The organism is Rhodovulum sp. 12E13, assembly GCF_003340565.1.
Taxonomy (GTDB): domain Bacteria; phylum Pseudomonadota; class Alphaproteobacteria; order Rhodobacterales; family Rhodobacteraceae; genus HLUCCA09.
The window spans coordinates 1-13,010 of the sequence record NZ_QPLK01000023.1; the positions used below are offsets into that span (position 1 = coordinate 1).

Annotated in this window: 17 protein-coding genes; 10 read left to right on the forward strand and 7 right to left on the reverse strand. The window is 72.0% G+C overall.

Translation table 11 applies throughout. The features are described from left to right. On the forward strand, positions 1 to 881 hold an 881-nt coding region (locus DLJ49_RS21855; protein WP_199533403.1), incomplete at its 5' end, for a hypothetical protein. A 22-nt stretch (positions 882 to 903) separates the two neighbouring features. On the opposite strand, the gene DLJ49_RS16720 is transcribed toward DLJ49_RS21855, so the two are convergent. Further along, complete coding sequence (locus DLJ49_RS16720) at positions 904 to 1,044, reverse strand: entericidin A/B family lipoprotein (RefSeq protein ID WP_115394696.1); 141 nt, start codon at positions 1,042 to 1,044, stop codon at positions 904 to 906. A gap of 109 nt (positions 1,045 to 1,153) precedes the next feature. Here DLJ49_RS16720 and DLJ49_RS16725 point away from each other — a divergent pair, with 109 nt between their 5' ends. The 5 genes from DLJ49_RS16725 (at position 1,154) to DLJ49_RS16745 (ending at position 2,748) form a co-directional block, all read left to right on the forward strand. Then, complete coding sequence (locus DLJ49_RS16725) at positions 1,154 to 1,411, forward strand: hypothetical protein (protein ID WP_115394697.1); 258 nt, start codon at positions 1,154 to 1,156, stop codon at positions 1,409 to 1,411. 75 nt (positions 1,412 to 1,486) lie between these two features. Further along, the gene (locus tag DLJ49_RS16730) at positions 1,487 to 1,666 is read left to right on the forward strand and encodes a CTP synthetase (protein WP_115394698.1); all 180 of its coding nucleotides are present in this window, start codon (positions 1,487 to 1,489) and stop codon (positions 1,664 to 1,666) included. Next, on the forward strand, positions 1,663 to 1,845 hold the full coding sequence (locus tag DLJ49_RS16735) for a hypothetical protein (protein ID WP_115394699.1): 183 nt from the start codon (positions 1,663 to 1,665) through the stop codon (positions 1,843 to 1,845). The genes DLJ49_RS16730 and DLJ49_RS16735 overlap by 4 nt, the downstream gene beginning before the upstream one ends. 8 nt (positions 1,846 to 1,853) lie before the next feature. After that, entirely contained in the window at positions 1,854 to 2,246 is a 393-nt protein-coding gene (locus DLJ49_RS16740; RefSeq protein ID WP_115394700.1) for a rhodanese-like domain-containing protein, read from the forward strand. Between the two features lie 4 nt (positions 2,247 to 2,250). Continuing rightward, a complete protein-coding gene (locus tag DLJ49_RS16745) occupies positions 2,251 to 2,748 on the forward strand; it encodes a cytochrome b (protein ID WP_115394701.1) in 498 nt (165 codons plus the stop codon). A gap of 13 nt (positions 2,749 to 2,761) precedes the next feature. On the opposite strand, the gene DLJ49_RS16750 is transcribed toward DLJ49_RS16745, so the two are convergent. Both DLJ49_RS16750 and DLJ49_RS16755 read right to left on the reverse strand, forming a co-directional pair. After that, positions 2,762 to 3,043 carry a hypothetical protein gene (locus DLJ49_RS16750; protein WP_115394702.1) on the reverse strand — a complete coding sequence of 94 codons (282 nt, stop codon included), beginning with the start codon at positions 3,041 to 3,043 and terminating at the stop codon, positions 2,762 to 2,764. Positions 3,044 to 3,130: 87 nt separating this feature from the next. Beyond that, positions 3,131 to 3,922 carry an alpha/beta fold hydrolase gene (locus tag DLJ49_RS16755; protein WP_115394703.1) on the reverse strand — a complete coding sequence of 264 codons (792 nt, stop codon included), beginning with the start codon at positions 3,920 to 3,922 and terminating at the stop codon, positions 3,131 to 3,133. A 75-nt stretch (positions 3,923 to 3,997) separates the two neighbouring features. On the opposite strand from DLJ49_RS16755, the gene DLJ49_RS16760 reads away from it, so the two are divergent. Continuing rightward, positions 3,998 to 4,372, forward strand: a complete 375-nt coding sequence (locus tag DLJ49_RS16760; RefSeq protein WP_115394704.1) for a hypothetical protein — start codon at positions 3,998 to 4,000, stop codon at positions 4,370 to 4,372. A 217-nt stretch (positions 4,373 to 4,589) separates the two neighbouring features. Here DLJ49_RS16760 and DLJ49_RS16765 read toward each other — a convergent pair whose 3' ends face one another. Together DLJ49_RS16765 and trpA are read right to left on the reverse strand one after the other, a co-directional pair. After that, positions 4,590 to 5,831, reverse strand: coding sequence for a mandelate racemase/muconate lactonizing enzyme family protein (locus tag DLJ49_RS16765; protein WP_115394705.1), 1,242 nt, complete (start codon positions 5,829 to 5,831; stop codon positions 4,590 to 4,592). A gap of 183 nt (positions 5,832 to 6,014) precedes the next feature. Beyond that, positions 6,015 to 6,806 carry a tryptophan synthase subunit alpha gene (gene trpA, locus DLJ49_RS16770; RefSeq protein WP_115394706.1) on the reverse strand — a complete coding sequence of 264 codons (792 nt, stop codon included), beginning with the start codon at positions 6,804 to 6,806 and terminating at the stop codon, positions 6,015 to 6,017. A 116-nt stretch (positions 6,807 to 6,922) separates the two neighbouring features. On the opposite strand from trpA, the gene DLJ49_RS16775 reads away from it, so the two are divergent. From DLJ49_RS16775 to DLJ49_RS16785, 3 genes are all read left to right on the forward strand, one after another. Further along, entirely contained in the window at positions 6,923 to 7,144 is a 222-nt protein-coding gene (locus DLJ49_RS16775; protein WP_115394707.1) for a hypothetical protein, read from the forward strand. Positions 7,145 to 7,452: 308 nt separating this feature from the next. After that, a complete protein-coding gene (gene ychF, locus DLJ49_RS16780) occupies positions 7,453 to 8,550 on the forward strand; it encodes a redox-regulated ATPase YchF (RefSeq protein WP_115394708.1) in 1,098 nt (365 codons plus the stop codon). A gap of 585 nt (positions 8,551 to 9,135) precedes the next feature. Beyond that, positions 9,136 to 10,401, forward strand: coding sequence for a D-alanyl-D-alanine carboxypeptidase family protein (locus DLJ49_RS16785; protein WP_115394709.1), 1,266 nt, complete (start codon positions 9,136 to 9,138; stop codon positions 10,399 to 10,401). Here DLJ49_RS16785 and DLJ49_RS16790 read toward each other — a convergent pair. Further along, positions 10,398 to 11,864, reverse strand: coding sequence for an amidase (locus DLJ49_RS16790; RefSeq protein WP_115394710.1), 1,467 nt, complete (start codon positions 11,862 to 11,864; stop codon positions 10,398 to 10,400). The two genes, DLJ49_RS16785 and DLJ49_RS16790, sit on opposite strands and share 4 nt — an antisense overlap. Positions 11,865 to 12,242: 378 nt before the next feature. Beyond that, the gene (locus DLJ49_RS16795) at positions 12,243 to 12,935 is read right to left on the reverse strand and encodes an orotate phosphoribosyltransferase (protein ID WP_115394711.1); all 693 of its coding nucleotides are present in this window, start codon (positions 12,933 to 12,935) and stop codon (positions 12,243 to 12,245) included. Positions 12,936 to 13,010 lie beyond the last annotated feature (75 nt).

Genomic DNA, 13,010 nt, shown 5'->3' on the forward strand with positions numbered 1-13,010 from the left:
GGGCCCACGCGCACCGTCAACAGGCGTCGCGCCGCTCGGGAGGGTCTGCACAACCCTCGACCGGTCCTCACGACCGGCCCACGACCGCCAAATCCGCCGCTCAGACGCATTCGGTGAATACTGCGGGTTTAGAGAACGATAAAGCGATCGCGCTATCGGCGCGGGGCCAGGTAATCGAACTTGTTCACCATGTTCCAAGACACGGATTCTTTAGGCCAAGCCCGGAAAACCCTGAAGCCTCACATCTTTTGGCGCATGCCGAGTCAGAGAGAGAGCGCCTGCCCAGCGCCCTCAAGTACATTCATATATTCGAGGCCGGCTTTGGAATGCGGGAAGAGGGGAAGCTCATTAATAAGATTGTGCAATATTTTTCCGGTACGGGCATTGAGGTTCAAAAAAGCGAGGTCCGGCAGTGGTTCAATCTTCGAGGCGAAGAAGCTCATGCTGCTAAAGGGCGGATACGTTTGGATCGAAAGCAGTATGACAGATTTTTTCGTAGACTTCGCCAGGCGGCGATGGAGCTGTCCTACAATAAGCGGAACTGGGGGACTAAGGACACGATGCGCACGCTTCGGCAGAATTTCTCCTGTTGGTACGACAAGAACGGAGGAATTCGAGCGGCGGCCGGAAAGCCTATTGAGTATGTATGGCGGCGAGACTTGCTCGCCAATCGACTGCTAGATCTGCGAATAGATAAGCAGGCTCAGCAAGCTTTCTCAAGAGAGGTCGGTGTTTTGATCAAGGATACAATTCTGCCCGGTTGTGAGAAGTATTGCGAAATATATCCGTTCAGCGACGAAGGAAGCATAAGGGTTGTCAGGAATGCCGATCTACTAGATCCTGCAGAGGAAGATCTAGTGTGGGAGTTTCAAAAGCGCTAATTTGACGTTTTCAGCAAAACATTCAAAACGCCCGCCGCACCTCCCGCGCGCCCTCCGAGACCAGCTCCCCGGCCTTCGAGAGGTCGCGGCCCGCGCCCTCCACCGTGGCGCAGGCGGGCAGGGCCAGCAGCAGGCACAGAACGAGCGGGCGGATGGGGCGCATCTGGGGGTCCTCCTTGGCCGGGCCCCAAGATACGGCAGGCCGCGCCCCCGGGCAAGCCTGCGGAACCCGGCCCGCGCCCATGCGTTCCCCCTGCAAAGGAGGGACCATCATGGACCGTCTCAGCATCCTTCTCACCCTCATGGTGGGCGCCGTCACCACGGGCGTGCCCGTGATCGCCGTCATGGCCATGGGCTTCTACACCTGGCAGGTGATCGTGCCGACGGCGCTGATCGGCTTCTTCGTGCTCGCTTGGCCGGCCTCGTACTGGGTCAGCCGCAAGATCAAGGAATGGGATCCCGACTGGGACGAGGCGAAGGTCGAGGAGTACAAGTCGCCCGTGCCCAGCAAGGACGCGCCCGAGGTGTAAGCGCTTGACGCAGATCATGGAGCGGCGGCGCGGGCTGCGCACACTCGCCGGCGACGCACCAAGGGAGAGTTGGTCATGCTTCGCCTCGCCGCCCTGATCTTCATCATGTCCGGCGCCACCCTCGCCGGCATCCTGATCGTCGCCGCGCTCGTCGTCGGCCTCGACACCGCGCAGCCCATCATCGCGGCCGCCGCCATCGGCTTTCTCGTGGCGATCCCGGTGAGCGTGGTGGTCGCCCGCAGGCTTGCCTCGTGAGCCGCCTGTTCTCGCTGGTCTGGTCGCTCGCCGCCACGGTGTTCGGCGGCTCGGCCCTCGTGGCCGTGCTCGTCGCCGGCTGGGTCAACGCCCCTGCGATCGTCGCCGCGCTCGCGGCGGGGGCTGCGCTGGCCGCGCCGGTCGCCTATGCTGTCGCCCGACAACTCGAACAGCAGTGAGGGAGCCCATGCCCGCCAAGGTGAAGGATCTCGTCGAGGCCGCCCACAAGGTCGTGCCCGGCATCGCGCCGCAGGAGGCGCAGAAGATGATGGAGGAGGGCGCCCTCCTCCTCGACGTGCGCGACGGCAGCGAGCTTGCCGCCACCGGCTCCGCCGTCGGGGCCCACCATGTCCCCCGCGGGATGCTCGAGTTCCGCGCCGACCCCGACAGCCCCCTCTACGACCGCGAGCTGCGCCCCGACCGGCCGGTGGTGCTCTACTGTGCCGCCGGGGGGCGCGCGGCGCTCGCCGGGCAGACGCTGAAGGAGATGGGCTACGGGCAGGTCTACAACCTCGGCGGCTTCAAGGACTGGCAGGCGGCCGGCGGCCCCGTGACCGGCCCGCAGGACCCGGGGATGTGAGGCCGTGGCCGCCGCCCCACCCGCGGGTTACAGCCGCCTGCAGATCCGCCTTCACTGGGCTGTCGTCGCGCTCGTCGTGCTGCAATACGCGCTGCATGACGGCGTCGCCTCGGCCTTCGATCGGGGCATGGAGGCAGGCGCGCTGACCCTCTCCGCCCCGGCCGTCGGCCATTTCGTGGCGGGCTCGGCGATCTTCCTGCTCGCCGCGTGGCGTCTGCTGTTGCGGCAGGAGCGGGGCGCACCCGCGCCCCCGGCCGAGGATCCGCCCTGGCAGCGCGGCCTCGCCCGATCCACGCACGCCGCCATGTATGCGCTCATGCTCGGCCTGCCGGTGACCGGGGGGGTCGCGTGGGCGATGGCGTCGGAGGGCGCCTCGACCGCGCACGAGGTGATGCGCGCCCTGCTGCTGCTCGCGATCGTCCTGCATGTGGCGGGCGCGATCTACGGGCAGGTCGTGCAGAAGACCGGTGCGATCGACCGGATGCGCCGTCCCGTCGACTGAGCCGCCGCCAGCATCAGTTCGGTGATGCCCCGCGCGCGGCGTCGGGGTGGGCGGCCATGAACCGGCGCAACACCTCGAAAAGCGTCCGCGCATGGGGAAGGTCGTCCTTGCGCAGGGATGTGCGAATGTCCTCGCAGATCATCTGCTGCACCCGTGCCGGCCCGTGGTGGATGTGCATGACGTAATCGCCGAACAGCGCCGCATCGCCCTCGCCCATGTGCTCGTGCTCGGCGATGGCCTCGATCTCGGCGCGCGTCAGGTCGGTCATGTCCTCGATGTCGTCGAGCGTGATCATGCGGATTCTCCTCCCCGGTGAAGGGTGACAAGGTAGCACGCCCGCGCCCCCCGCGCGAGCGTGCTGCCCCGGCCGGTCGAGGCGCGCTCAGGCGTCGAGAAAGGCCGCCACCGCCGCGGCGAAGTCGCGCGGTCGATCTGCGTGCAGCCAGTGACCCGCGCCGGGGATCTTCGCGAAGCGCGCGGCCGGGAAGAGCGCGCGGATCGTCTCGCGGTGCTCGGGGCGGACGTAGTCGGAGTCGCCGCCCGAGAGGAAGAGGGCGGGGCCGTCGAACCGGCCTTTCAGGTCGGGCCAGCCGAGGATCGTGTCCATCTCGCATTCGAGCGTTGCCAGGTTGAGCCGCCAGCGGGGCGGGTCGGCTCTCAGGTCGAGCGAGTGCAGGAGGAAGGCGCGGATGCTCGGGTCGTCGATGCGTTCGGCGAGGCGCGCATCGGCCTCGCTCCGGCCGGTCAGGCCGGCCAGCTCCATGTCGCGCATGGCGATCAGGTAGGGCATCTGGGTGTGGCCGTAGGCGACCGGCGCGATATCGGCCACGACCAGCTTGCCGACGAGATCCGGGCGCGTCAGCGCGAGCGCCATCGCCGCCTTGCCGCCCATCGAATGACCGAGCACGTCGGCCGCCCCGCCTTCGCTGGCCCCGCCCGCCTCCGCCGCGATCACCTCGGCGAGGTCGCCCGCGAGGTCGGGATAGGTGTGCGTCCCGGCCCAACGGCTTGCGCCGTGATTGCGCATGTCGACGGCCAGCACGGGCCGGTCGACCGCGAGGCGCCGGGCGATGGCGCCCCAGTTGCGGGCCGAGCCGAACAGGCCGTGCGCGATGAGCAGGGGGCGGCGCGCGCTCTCCCCCGGTTCGGGGCCATGGCGGAGAAGGGTCAGCATGGGCCGCGCCATAGCGCGACGCGGGGCCGCTGGCCAGCCGTTGCGGCCGGCGCCGCGCCCGGCTAACGGAAGCGCATGCTGGAGCGCGACCTCATCGAGACCAACGCCGCGCTGGCGGCGCTCATGCGCGAGAAGCTGGGCATCCGCCGCGGTGCGACGCTCGCGGCGAAACTCCGCATCGCCGGCCGGCTGCTGCCGAAGGCGGAGCGGAAGGCCGGCCGCACCCTCGTCGAGGCCGAGCAGCTCTGGGCCAACCCCAAGCTGCGTCGCCGTCTCGACCCGGCAGCCCTCGCCGCCGCCGAGGCCCGCCTGCGCGGCTTTCTCGACCGGATCGACCCGGCAGACCGGCGCAAGGGCATGATCCTCGGCATTCTCGCCAGCCTCGCGTTCAACTTCATGCTCATCGCCGCCGCCGCGATCGTGTGGGCCTGGCACACCGGCCGGATCTGACCCGCGCGCCCCACCGGCCCGGGGGCGCTCCCGCCTCCGCTCGCGGCCATGCGGCCGCTCGCTCCGTTGGGCCCGGCGCCCGCGCGCGCGGGCGCTCTCGCGCGGGTGACACGGCGCGCGCGCCGCTCGTTCTTCTTGCTCCAGGCATCCCTGCCGAAGGCATGGCCCATGCGAGCGCGCCGAACGCCAAAGGATGTGGCGACGGCCCGATGCCGGTCTAGTCCGGGCGCGGCGGGGCACCCCCGGCAAAGACGTTTTCCTCGGCGTAGTTGCAGGGCGCCTCCTGCATCTGCAGGTGCAGCCCCTCGCCGCGCCATGGATGGGCGCGTGCCACCGCCTCGTCGACCTCGATGCCGAGGCCCGGCTCCTCGGGCGGGATCAGGTGACCTGCCTCGAAGCGGATCGCATCGCCGATCAGCGCTCGGTGAAAGTCGCCGCCGGTGCCGATCGTCTCGACCAGCAGCAGGTTGGGGCAGGTCGCGGCGAGATGCACGTTGGCCGCCCATTCGACCGGTCCGGCGTAGAGATGCGGGGCGACCTGTGCCCCCGCGGCCTCGGCGAGCGCGGCGATCTTCTTGGTCTCCCACAGCCCCCCCGACCGCCCCGTCGCGGGCTGCACGATCGAGACGGCGCGGGCGGCGAGCAAGGGGGCGAACTCCGCCTTGGTCGTCAGCCGCTCGCCGGCGGCCACCGGCAGCGAGGTGCCTCGCGCGACCTGCGCCATCGCCGCGACGTCGTCGGGCGGCACCGGCTCCTCGAACCACAGCGGCGCATGGGGCTCGATGGCGGCCGCGAGGCGCAGGGCGCCCGCGGGCGTGAACTGGCCGTGCGTGCCGAACAGCAGGTCGGCCCGGTCGCCCACCGCCGCTCGGATCTCGCGGCAGAAGGCGACCGAGCGGGCGATGTCGCGCATCGCCGGCTGGTGGCCGCCGCGGATCGTGTAGGGGCCGGCCGGGTCGACCTTGAGCGCGGTGAAGCCGTCCTCCTCGACCCGGCGCGCAGCCTCCTGCCCGTGGGCCCCTGCGTCATGGAAGAAGGCGACCGCGTCCTGCCCGGGGCGCGGGTAGAGGTAGGTATAGGCCCGCAGGCGGTCGTTCATCCGCCCCCCCAGCAGCGCCCAGACGGGCCGCTCGCGTGCCTTGCCGACGATGTCCCAGCAGGCGATCTCGAGCCCCGAGAAAGCGCCCATGACCGTCGGGTCGGGGCGCTGGGTGAACCCGCTCGAATAGGCGCGGCGGAACATCAGCTCGACATTTTCCGGGCTCTCGCCCGCCATGTGCCGCTCGAAGACGTCGCGGATGACCGCCTCCATCGCCACGGGCCCCACGGCGGCGGCATAGACCTCGCCCCAGCCCACGATCCCGCAGGCGGTGGTTACCTTGACGAACTGCCAGTAGCGCCCGCCCCAGCCCGGCGGCGGCGGCGCCACGACGACCACCTCCAGATCTGCCAGTTTCATCGCGCCCTCTCGCCGCATCGATGCTGCACCACGCCCCGCCGTCGGCCGGGCCGCCGCGTCTGCGCGCCATCCTGCCCCATCATCTTGGCCCGAATACTCCGGGGGAGGCGCCCGGAACGGGCGCCGGGGGCAGCGCCCCCTCCGAACCCTCCGCCTGCTGTCCGGTTGGCGCGGCGCGGCGCGTCATGCCCGGTGCGCGCCGGCCGCGAGCGCGCGCACGTAGTCGAGGATCTCGGATACCGGGCGGCCCTCCTCAACCTGCCTGACGATGGCCGAACCGACCACCGCGCCGTCCGCCACGCCCGCCATCGCCTCGGCCGCCTCGGGCGTGCGGATGCCGAAGCCCACGACCACCGGCAGGTCGGTCTGCGCCTTGATGCGCGCCACCTCGGGGCCGACCTCTCCCGCCTGCGCGGCGGCCGCGCCGGTGATGCCGGTGATCGAGACGTAATAGACGAAGCCGGACGTGTTCTGCAGCACCTTGGGAAGGCGCCGGTCGTCGGTCGTGGGCGTGGCGAGGCGGATGAAGTTCAGCCCCGCCGCCTGCGCGGGCAGACAGAGTTCGTCGTCCTCCTCGGGGGGCAGGTCGACCACGATCAGCCCGTCGACCCCGGCCGCCTTCGCCGCCTCGAGGAAGCGGGGCACGCCCATGGAATAGATCGGGTTGTAATAGCCCATCAGGACGATCGGTGTGGCGTCGTCCTCCTCGCGCACGGCGCGGGCGATGTCGAGCGTCCGGGCCAGCGTCTGCCCCGCCTCGAGCGCGCGCTGCCCGGCGAGCTGGATCGTCGGGCCGTCGGCCATCGGGTCGGTGAAGGGCAGGCCGAGCTCGATCACGTCGACGCCCGCGCCGGACAGCCCGCGCACCAGCTCGAGCGAGGTCTCGTAGTCGGGGTCGCCCGCCATCACGTAGGCCACGAAGGCCTTGCGGCCCTCCGAGCGCAGCCGCGCGAAGGTGTCGTCGATCCTCGTCATGCCTTGCCCCCTCTCCGGTGCCGCTGACCGTCCAGCGGGCCTCCCATCGCCCGGCAGCGCGGGATTTTCAATGGGGCCTCTCGCGGCGGCGGCGTCCTGCGCCTATCTTGCTGCGCATGAATTTCGTGCTCGCCCTTCTGGTGCCGCCGGTATCGATCCTGCTCGCGGGGCGGCCGTTGCTCGCGCTCGTCGTGTTCGTCATCTGGGTGCCGGCGATCCTCTTCTCCGGCGGGCTTGGCCATACGGTCTTCATCCTTCTGGCGTGGATCATCATCTACCAGTCGGGAGAGGAACGGCGCCACCGCGAGATCATGCGCGGCGGCAGGCGCGACGACTGAGCGCCGGCTTCCCGTGACCGCCCGGAACGGGCCGGTGGCGGGGCCCCGAGCGGCGAGGGACAGCGCGCGCCGCGGGCGGCGGTGCCCCTGCTGCCCCAAAACCGTTCGGCTGCACGTCGGGTTGGGCAAGCACCCGGCAGGGGGGCGTGTTCGCGCTGACACCTGCCCGGTTCGGGGCCGGTCCCCGATCCGGCTCTCGCTGCGACAGCCTCGGTGCCCTGCCGCGTGCGGAGAGGGCGTCGCGGGGCGCCTTGCATCGGCGGGGGCGCCGCGCTAGGCGCTCCGCCGACCCTCGGGAAGGACCAGACATGGGCTTCAGGACCGGCATCGTGGGCCTGCCGAACGTCGGCAAGTCCACCCTCTTCAACGCGCTCACCCGCACCGCCGCGGCGCAGGCGGCAAACTTCCCTTTCTGCACCATCGAGCCCAACGTGGGCGAGGTGGCGGTGCCCGACCCGCGGCTGGCGAAACTGGCCGAGATCGCCGGCTCGAAGCAGGTGATCCCGACGCGGATGACCTTCGTCGACATCGCGGGGCTGGTGAAGGGCGCCAGCCGTGGCGAGGGCCTCGGCAACCAGTTTCTCGCCAACATCCGCGAGGTCGACGCCGTCGCCCACGTCCTGCGCTGCTTCGAGGATGACGATGTCACCCATGTCGACGGCCGGGTCGACCCGGTGGCGGACGCGCAGACCATCGAGACCGAGCTGATGCTGGCCGACATCGAGTCGGTCGAGAAGCGGCTGCAGGGCCTGTCGCGCAAGGTGCGCGGCGGCGACAAGGACGCGGTGCAGCAGGAGCGCCTGCTCAAGGCCGCGCTCGCCGCGCTGGAAGAGGGAAGGCCCGCCCGCACGGTCGACGTGGCCGAGGACGACCTCAAGGCGTGGCGCTCGCTCCAGCTGCTGACGTCGAAGCCCGTGCTCTACGTCTGCAACGTCGCCGAGGACGAGGCGGCGACCGGCAACGCGCTGTCGCGTGCGGTGGCGGAGATGGCCGAGGCCGAGGGTGCGGCCTCGGTGGTGATCTCCGCGAAGATCGAGGAAGAGATCGCCCAGCTCGACGCGGAGGAGGCCGAGGCCTTCCTCGAGGAGCTGGGCCTTGAGGAGGCCGGCCTCGACCGGCTGATCAAGGCCGGCTACGGCCTTCTGGGGCTCGAGACATACTTTACCGCCGGCCCCAAGGAGGCGCGCGCCTGGACGGTTCCAAAGGGGACGCTCGCGCCGCAGGCGGCCGGGGTCATCCACGGCGATTTCGAGCGCGGCTTCATCCGGGCCGAGACGGTTTCCTACGACGATTACGTGGCCTGCGGCGGTGAGCAGGGCGCCAAGGAAGCGGGCCGGATGCGCGTCGAGGGCAAGGCCTACGTCGTGCAGGACGGCGACGTGCTGCACTTCCTTCACAGCGGCTGAGCGCGGCCTGGCGTCGGGAACGGGCGCCGCGAACGGGCCCCCGGAACGGGTGCCGGGAACCGGGGCCACCGGGGGGCGCGGTGCCAGGGGCGTGTTCCCGCGCCAGGCGGCGAGGGGGCTCCCGCCCTCCATCGCGCCGGTGCGGGCGCTCCTCCGGTTTGGCTGGGTGCCCGCCTGCGTGGTCGCGTCGGGCGGAGACGGATCACCGGCGCGCGGGTGGCCCCGCACCTCGGACATGGAACCGATGGGGGCGGCCCGGCCCGGCCGCCCGTCGCCTCTTGCGCCTCGCCTCCCGTTCTGCGGCAGGGCGCGATTTTTCAGCCGTTGGCGCCGTGGGGCTGCCGCGCCGGGCACGACCCGTCCCTATCGGCAGAGACGTCGTGCCCGGGCGGGGCCATCGCGCCGGGCCTGCCGGCCGCGCGGCGTTCGGGGGCGGGACACGGGCGCCTCACGGGGGCCTATCCTCGCCCACGTGGCCCTGGCAGCGGCCGGGTCGGGCCGTCCACATGCCGGTCGTCGTCAACGGCACCGAAACTCCCGGTGCGGTAGGGCTCATGCGGTTCCGCCGCGAGGAGAAGCCCGCCCATGCAACCGCCCCGCCTGCCGTCCGCCCGGCCGGTGCTGCTCCTGGCCCTGCTCCTGACGGGCCTCGCCGGCGCCGCCGCCACCGCCCCGCGGGCGACCTTCGTGATGGATGCGCGCACGGGCGAGGTGCTCGTGGCCGAGAATGCCGAGGCACGTCTGCACCCTGCCTCGCTCACCAAGATGATGACGCTCTACCTCGCCTTCGCAGCGGCCGCGCGGGGCGAGATCGACCTCGACGCGATGACGACCGTCTCGGCGACGGCGGCGGCGGAGCCCGGCTCGCGCCTTGGCCTGCGCCCGGGCCAGCGGATCGCGCTGCGCCACCTCGTGCGGGCGGTCGCGGTCAAATCGGCCAACGATGCCGCCACCGCGCTTGCCGAGGCCATCGCCGGCGACGAGGCCGCGTTCGTGGCGCGAATGAACGAGGCTGCCGGGGCGATGGGGCTGGCGGGCACCAGCTTTGCCAATGCGCATGGGCTGACCGAGGCGGGGCACCTCAGCACGGCACGCGACATGTCGATCCTCGCCCGCCGCCTGCGCTTCGATTTCCCCGGCGAGTGGGCGCTGTTCTCGCGGCTCGAGGCGGATGCGGGGGTGCGCCGCGTGGCGCATACCAACCGGCGATTCCTGTCGGGCTATGCGGGGGCCGACGGGGTCAAGACGGGCTACACGAGCGCTGCGGGCTACACCCTTGCCGCCTCGGCCGTGCGGGGCGAGCGCTGGGTCATCGCCACCGTCTTCGGCGAGGCGTCGTCGGCCGCGCGGGCGGCGAAGGTGTCCCGCCTGATGGATGCGGCCTTCGCGTCTATCCCGGCCGAGACCGACTGGGTGCCGCCGCCGCCACTGGGGCCGCTCCTCGCCGCCGCCCGGCCGCTCCTCGAGGCCTGGGCGGCCGAACCCGGCCCGCTCGGTGGACACACCGGCGGGGCAGGCTCGGCCGGCGGCCCGGCGCCTGCCGGGGGCGTGTCGATCTCCGGCCTCGGCGGGCCGGCGCGCCGCCCCCTGGCATGGCGCCGGCGTCGGCCCTGCGTGCCGCGCCACGGGCCGACGCCCCACATGGGCGCCGCTGGTGGGCGCGGAGACGCGGGTGCGCGCGCTGTGCTCATGGGCGCGACGCGCCCCGAATGGGCGGCGCGCGCCGCACCGGCCCGCGGCCGACCACGTCCCCCGTCCAGGTTCCCCGTCCAGGTTCCCCGTCCAGGTTCCCCGTCCGGGTCGCGATACGCTTGGGCGGGCAGCGTGTCTCGTCCGGACTTCCGGCCCTAGAGCGCGCGGAACCCCTCGGCTTCGGAGAGCGGCGCCGCGGCGCGCAGGGCGGCCAGATCGGGCGGAGGCAGCCGCATCGCCTCGTCCGCCGCGATGACGGCGGAGAGTTCCCGCGCGACGGCCAGCACGCGCGCATCATCGTGCCGTCGGCCGACCACCTGCAGGCCGAAGGGCAGGCCCGCCCCGTCGCGGCCGCAGGGGATCGAGACGGAGGGGTGGCCGGCGAGCGTGGTGGCGTAGGCGCAGCCGAGCCAGTGGTAGTAGCTGCGCGTCGGCACGCCGTCGATCTCGGCGGGGTAGAGCTCTGTCCACGGGCGCGGGCTGATGCAGACGGCGGGGCAGAGGAGGATGTCGACCTCGTCGAAGAAGGCCGCCCAGGCCCTGTGGTAGACGCCCTGTGCGGCGATCGCCTCGGCCACGTCGGCCGCCGCGTAGGCTTGTCCTTCCTCGACATTGGCGCGCACGTTGGGGCCGACCAAGCCGGGGTGCCGCGCGAGCAGGTCGCGGTGATGGCCGAGAAAGCCCACGGCGCGCAGGACCGAGAAGATCCGGTCGGCCCCCGTGCTGTCGGGCGCACGCTCGGCGAGCGGGCCGAGATGGGGGGCGAGCCGCTCCACCCGGTCGCGGAAGGCCGCGCGCACGATCGCCTCGGTGGGGGCGAAACCGAAATCCTCCGTCGCCGCCACGCGGAGGGCCGAGAGATCCACCGCAGGCAGCGCGGCGGGCAGGGCGCCCCCGCGGGACCACGGGTCGCGGGCATCCGGCCGGGCGAGCACCGACAGCAGCAGGGCGGCATCGCCCGGCGTGCGCGCCATCGGGCCGTCGGTCGACAACGGCAGCAGCGCCATCTCGCGCCCCGGCCCTGGCACCACGCCCGGGGAGGGGCGGAAGCCCGTCACCCCGCAGAAGGCGGCCGGGTTGCGCAGGCTGCCGCCGAGGTCGGAGCCGGTGGCGAGGGGCGCCATGCCGGTGGCCAGCGCCACCGCCGAGCCGCCCGAAGAGCCCGCCGCCGAGCGCGTCACGTCGTGCGGGTTGGCGGTGACACCGTAGACCCGGTTGCGCGTGTTCGCCCCCGCCGACCATTCGGGCACGTTCGTCTTGCCGAGGATCAGCCCGCCCGCGGCGCGGATCGCGGCCACGAGCGCGTCGTCATGCGAGGGCACGTTGCCGGCGAACGCCTCGGAGCCGTAGGTCGTGGGCAGGCCGGCGACGTCGTTCATGTCCTTTATGGCCACCGGCAGGCCGTGGAGGGGGCCGAGCGCGCGCCCCTCCATCACGGCCGCTTCGGCGGTGCGGGCCTCGGCGCGCAGGCGGTCGAAGTCGTGCGCGACGAGCGCGTTGACCGCGTGGTTCACCGCTTCGACGCGGGCGATACAGGCCTCGACCAGCTCGACGGGCGAGAGCTGGCGGCGGGCGATCAGGCGGCGCGCCTCCACGGCGCCCAGATCGGCGGGGTCTGTCACGGTCTGTCCCTTCCTGTCGGTGCGGCGCCGGCCGCCGCCTCGCCGGTCTGCCCCAGATCGCGGGTCATGGCCAGCCGCCAGCGCGGCCGCTCACGCGTGACGGGCGCCCCCGTTCATTGCCGTCAGCGAGCGCGCCGGACGAGCGCATGGGCGGAAAAGAGCCGCACTGGCGGATGCGGCACGGGGAGGGAGGCGTCGACCGGGCCTGTCGAGGCCGCCGGCCCGGGCTTCTCCGGGCGGCTTGAAACGCCAACCGGCATCATCGCCGGACTGCACACCCGCGCCGGCCCCGACGCCATAGGTGAGGCGGCCTGCGAGATGTCGTGCGGGCGGGGCACCGGCCGAGGGCGCGCTGAATCCGGCCGCAGAGACGGCCGCTCAGGAGGCGATTTCGGTCACCCCGCCGTGCTGCCCCGACCAGTCGAGCGGCGCCTCGAGGAAGCGCGCGACCTCCCCCAGCGTGGCCTCGTCGAACCGTCCCTGTGCGCGCGCGAGGGCCAGCACGTCGTGCCACGTCGCCAGCGCGTGCAGCGCGATGCCGTGGCGGGCCAGCGTGGGCCGCGTCTCCGGGAAGATGTCGTAGTAGAACAGGACGGCGGTGTGCGCGACCTCGCCCCCCGCGGCGCGGATCGCCTCGCAAAAGCGGATCTTGCTGCCGCCGTCGGTCGTCAGGTCCTCGACCAGCAGGGTGCGCGCGCCTTCGGGCAGGTGGCCCTCGATCTGCGCGTCGCGGCCGAAGCCCTTGGGCTTCTTGCGCACGTAGACCATCGGCAGGCCCATTCGCTCGGCGATCCATGCCGCGAACGGGATGCCGGCGGTCTCGCCCCCCGCCACCACGTCGATCCGCTCGAAGCCGACATCGCGCAGGATGGTGGCCACGGCGAAATCCATCAGGGTCGAGCGGATTCGGGGGTAGGAGATGAGCTTGCGGCAGTCGATGTAGACCGGGCTCGCGAGACCCGAGGTGAAGTGATACGGCTCTTCGGGGCGGAAATGGATCGCCTCGATCTCCATCAGCATGCGGGCGGTGAGCTCGGCCATCACGGCCTTGTCTGGGAAGGTTGCGGTCATCGGCGGCTCTCCGGGGTTGGCTGGACGTGCGGTTAGCACGGGCGCGCGGGGGGCAACAGGGGCCGGGTCGCTGCC

Excerpts from the sequence above, each read along its gene's own strand:
- DLJ49_RS16720 (WP_115394696.1), bottom strand. The coding sequence starts at position 1,044 with ATGCGCCCCATCCGCCCGCTCGTTCTGTGCCTGCTGCTGGCCCTGCCC.
- DLJ49_RS16725 (WP_115394697.1), top strand. The coding sequence starts at position 1,154 with ATGGACCGTCTCAGCATCCTTCTCACCCTCATGGTGGGCGCCGTCACC.
- DLJ49_RS16730 (WP_115394698.1), top strand. The coding sequence starts at position 1,487 with ATGCTTCGCCTCGCCGCCCTGATCTTCATCATGTCCGGCGCCACCCTC.
- DLJ49_RS16740 (WP_115394700.1), top strand. The coding sequence starts at position 1,854 with ATGCCCGCCAAGGTGAAGGATCTCGTCGAGGCCGCCCACAAGGTCGTG.
- DLJ49_RS16750 (WP_115394702.1), bottom strand. The coding sequence starts at position 3,043 with ATGATCACGCTCGACGACATCGAGGACATGACCGACCTGACGCGCGCC.
- DLJ49_RS16755 (WP_115394703.1), bottom strand. The coding sequence starts at position 3,922 with ATGCTGACCCTTCTCCGCCATGGCCCCGAACCGGGGGAGAGCGCGCGC.
- DLJ49_RS16760 (WP_115394704.1), top strand. The coding sequence starts at position 3,998 with ATGCTGGAGCGCGACCTCATCGAGACCAACGCCGCGCTGGCGGCGCTC.
- DLJ49_RS16765 (WP_115394705.1), bottom strand. The coding sequence starts at position 5,831 with ATGAAACTGGCAGATCTGGAGGTGGTCGTCGTGGCGCCGCCGCCGCCG.
- trpA (WP_115394706.1), bottom strand. The coding sequence starts at position 6,806 with ATGACGAGGATCGACGACACCTTCGCGCGGCTGCGCTCGGAGGGCCGC.
- DLJ49_RS16775 (WP_115394707.1), top strand. The coding sequence starts at position 6,923 with ATGAATTTCGTGCTCGCCCTTCTGGTGCCGCCGGTATCGATCCTGCTC.
- ychF (WP_115394708.1), top strand. The coding sequence starts at position 7,453 with ATGGGCTTCAGGACCGGCATCGTGGGCCTGCCGAACGTCGGCAAGTCC.
- DLJ49_RS16785 (WP_115394709.1), top strand. The coding sequence starts at position 9,136 with ATGCAACCGCCCCGCCTGCCGTCCGCCCGGCCGGTGCTGCTCCTGGCC.
- DLJ49_RS16795 (WP_115394711.1), bottom strand. The coding sequence starts at position 12,935 with ATGACCGCAACCTTCCCAGACAAGGCCGTGATGGCCGAGCTCACCGCC.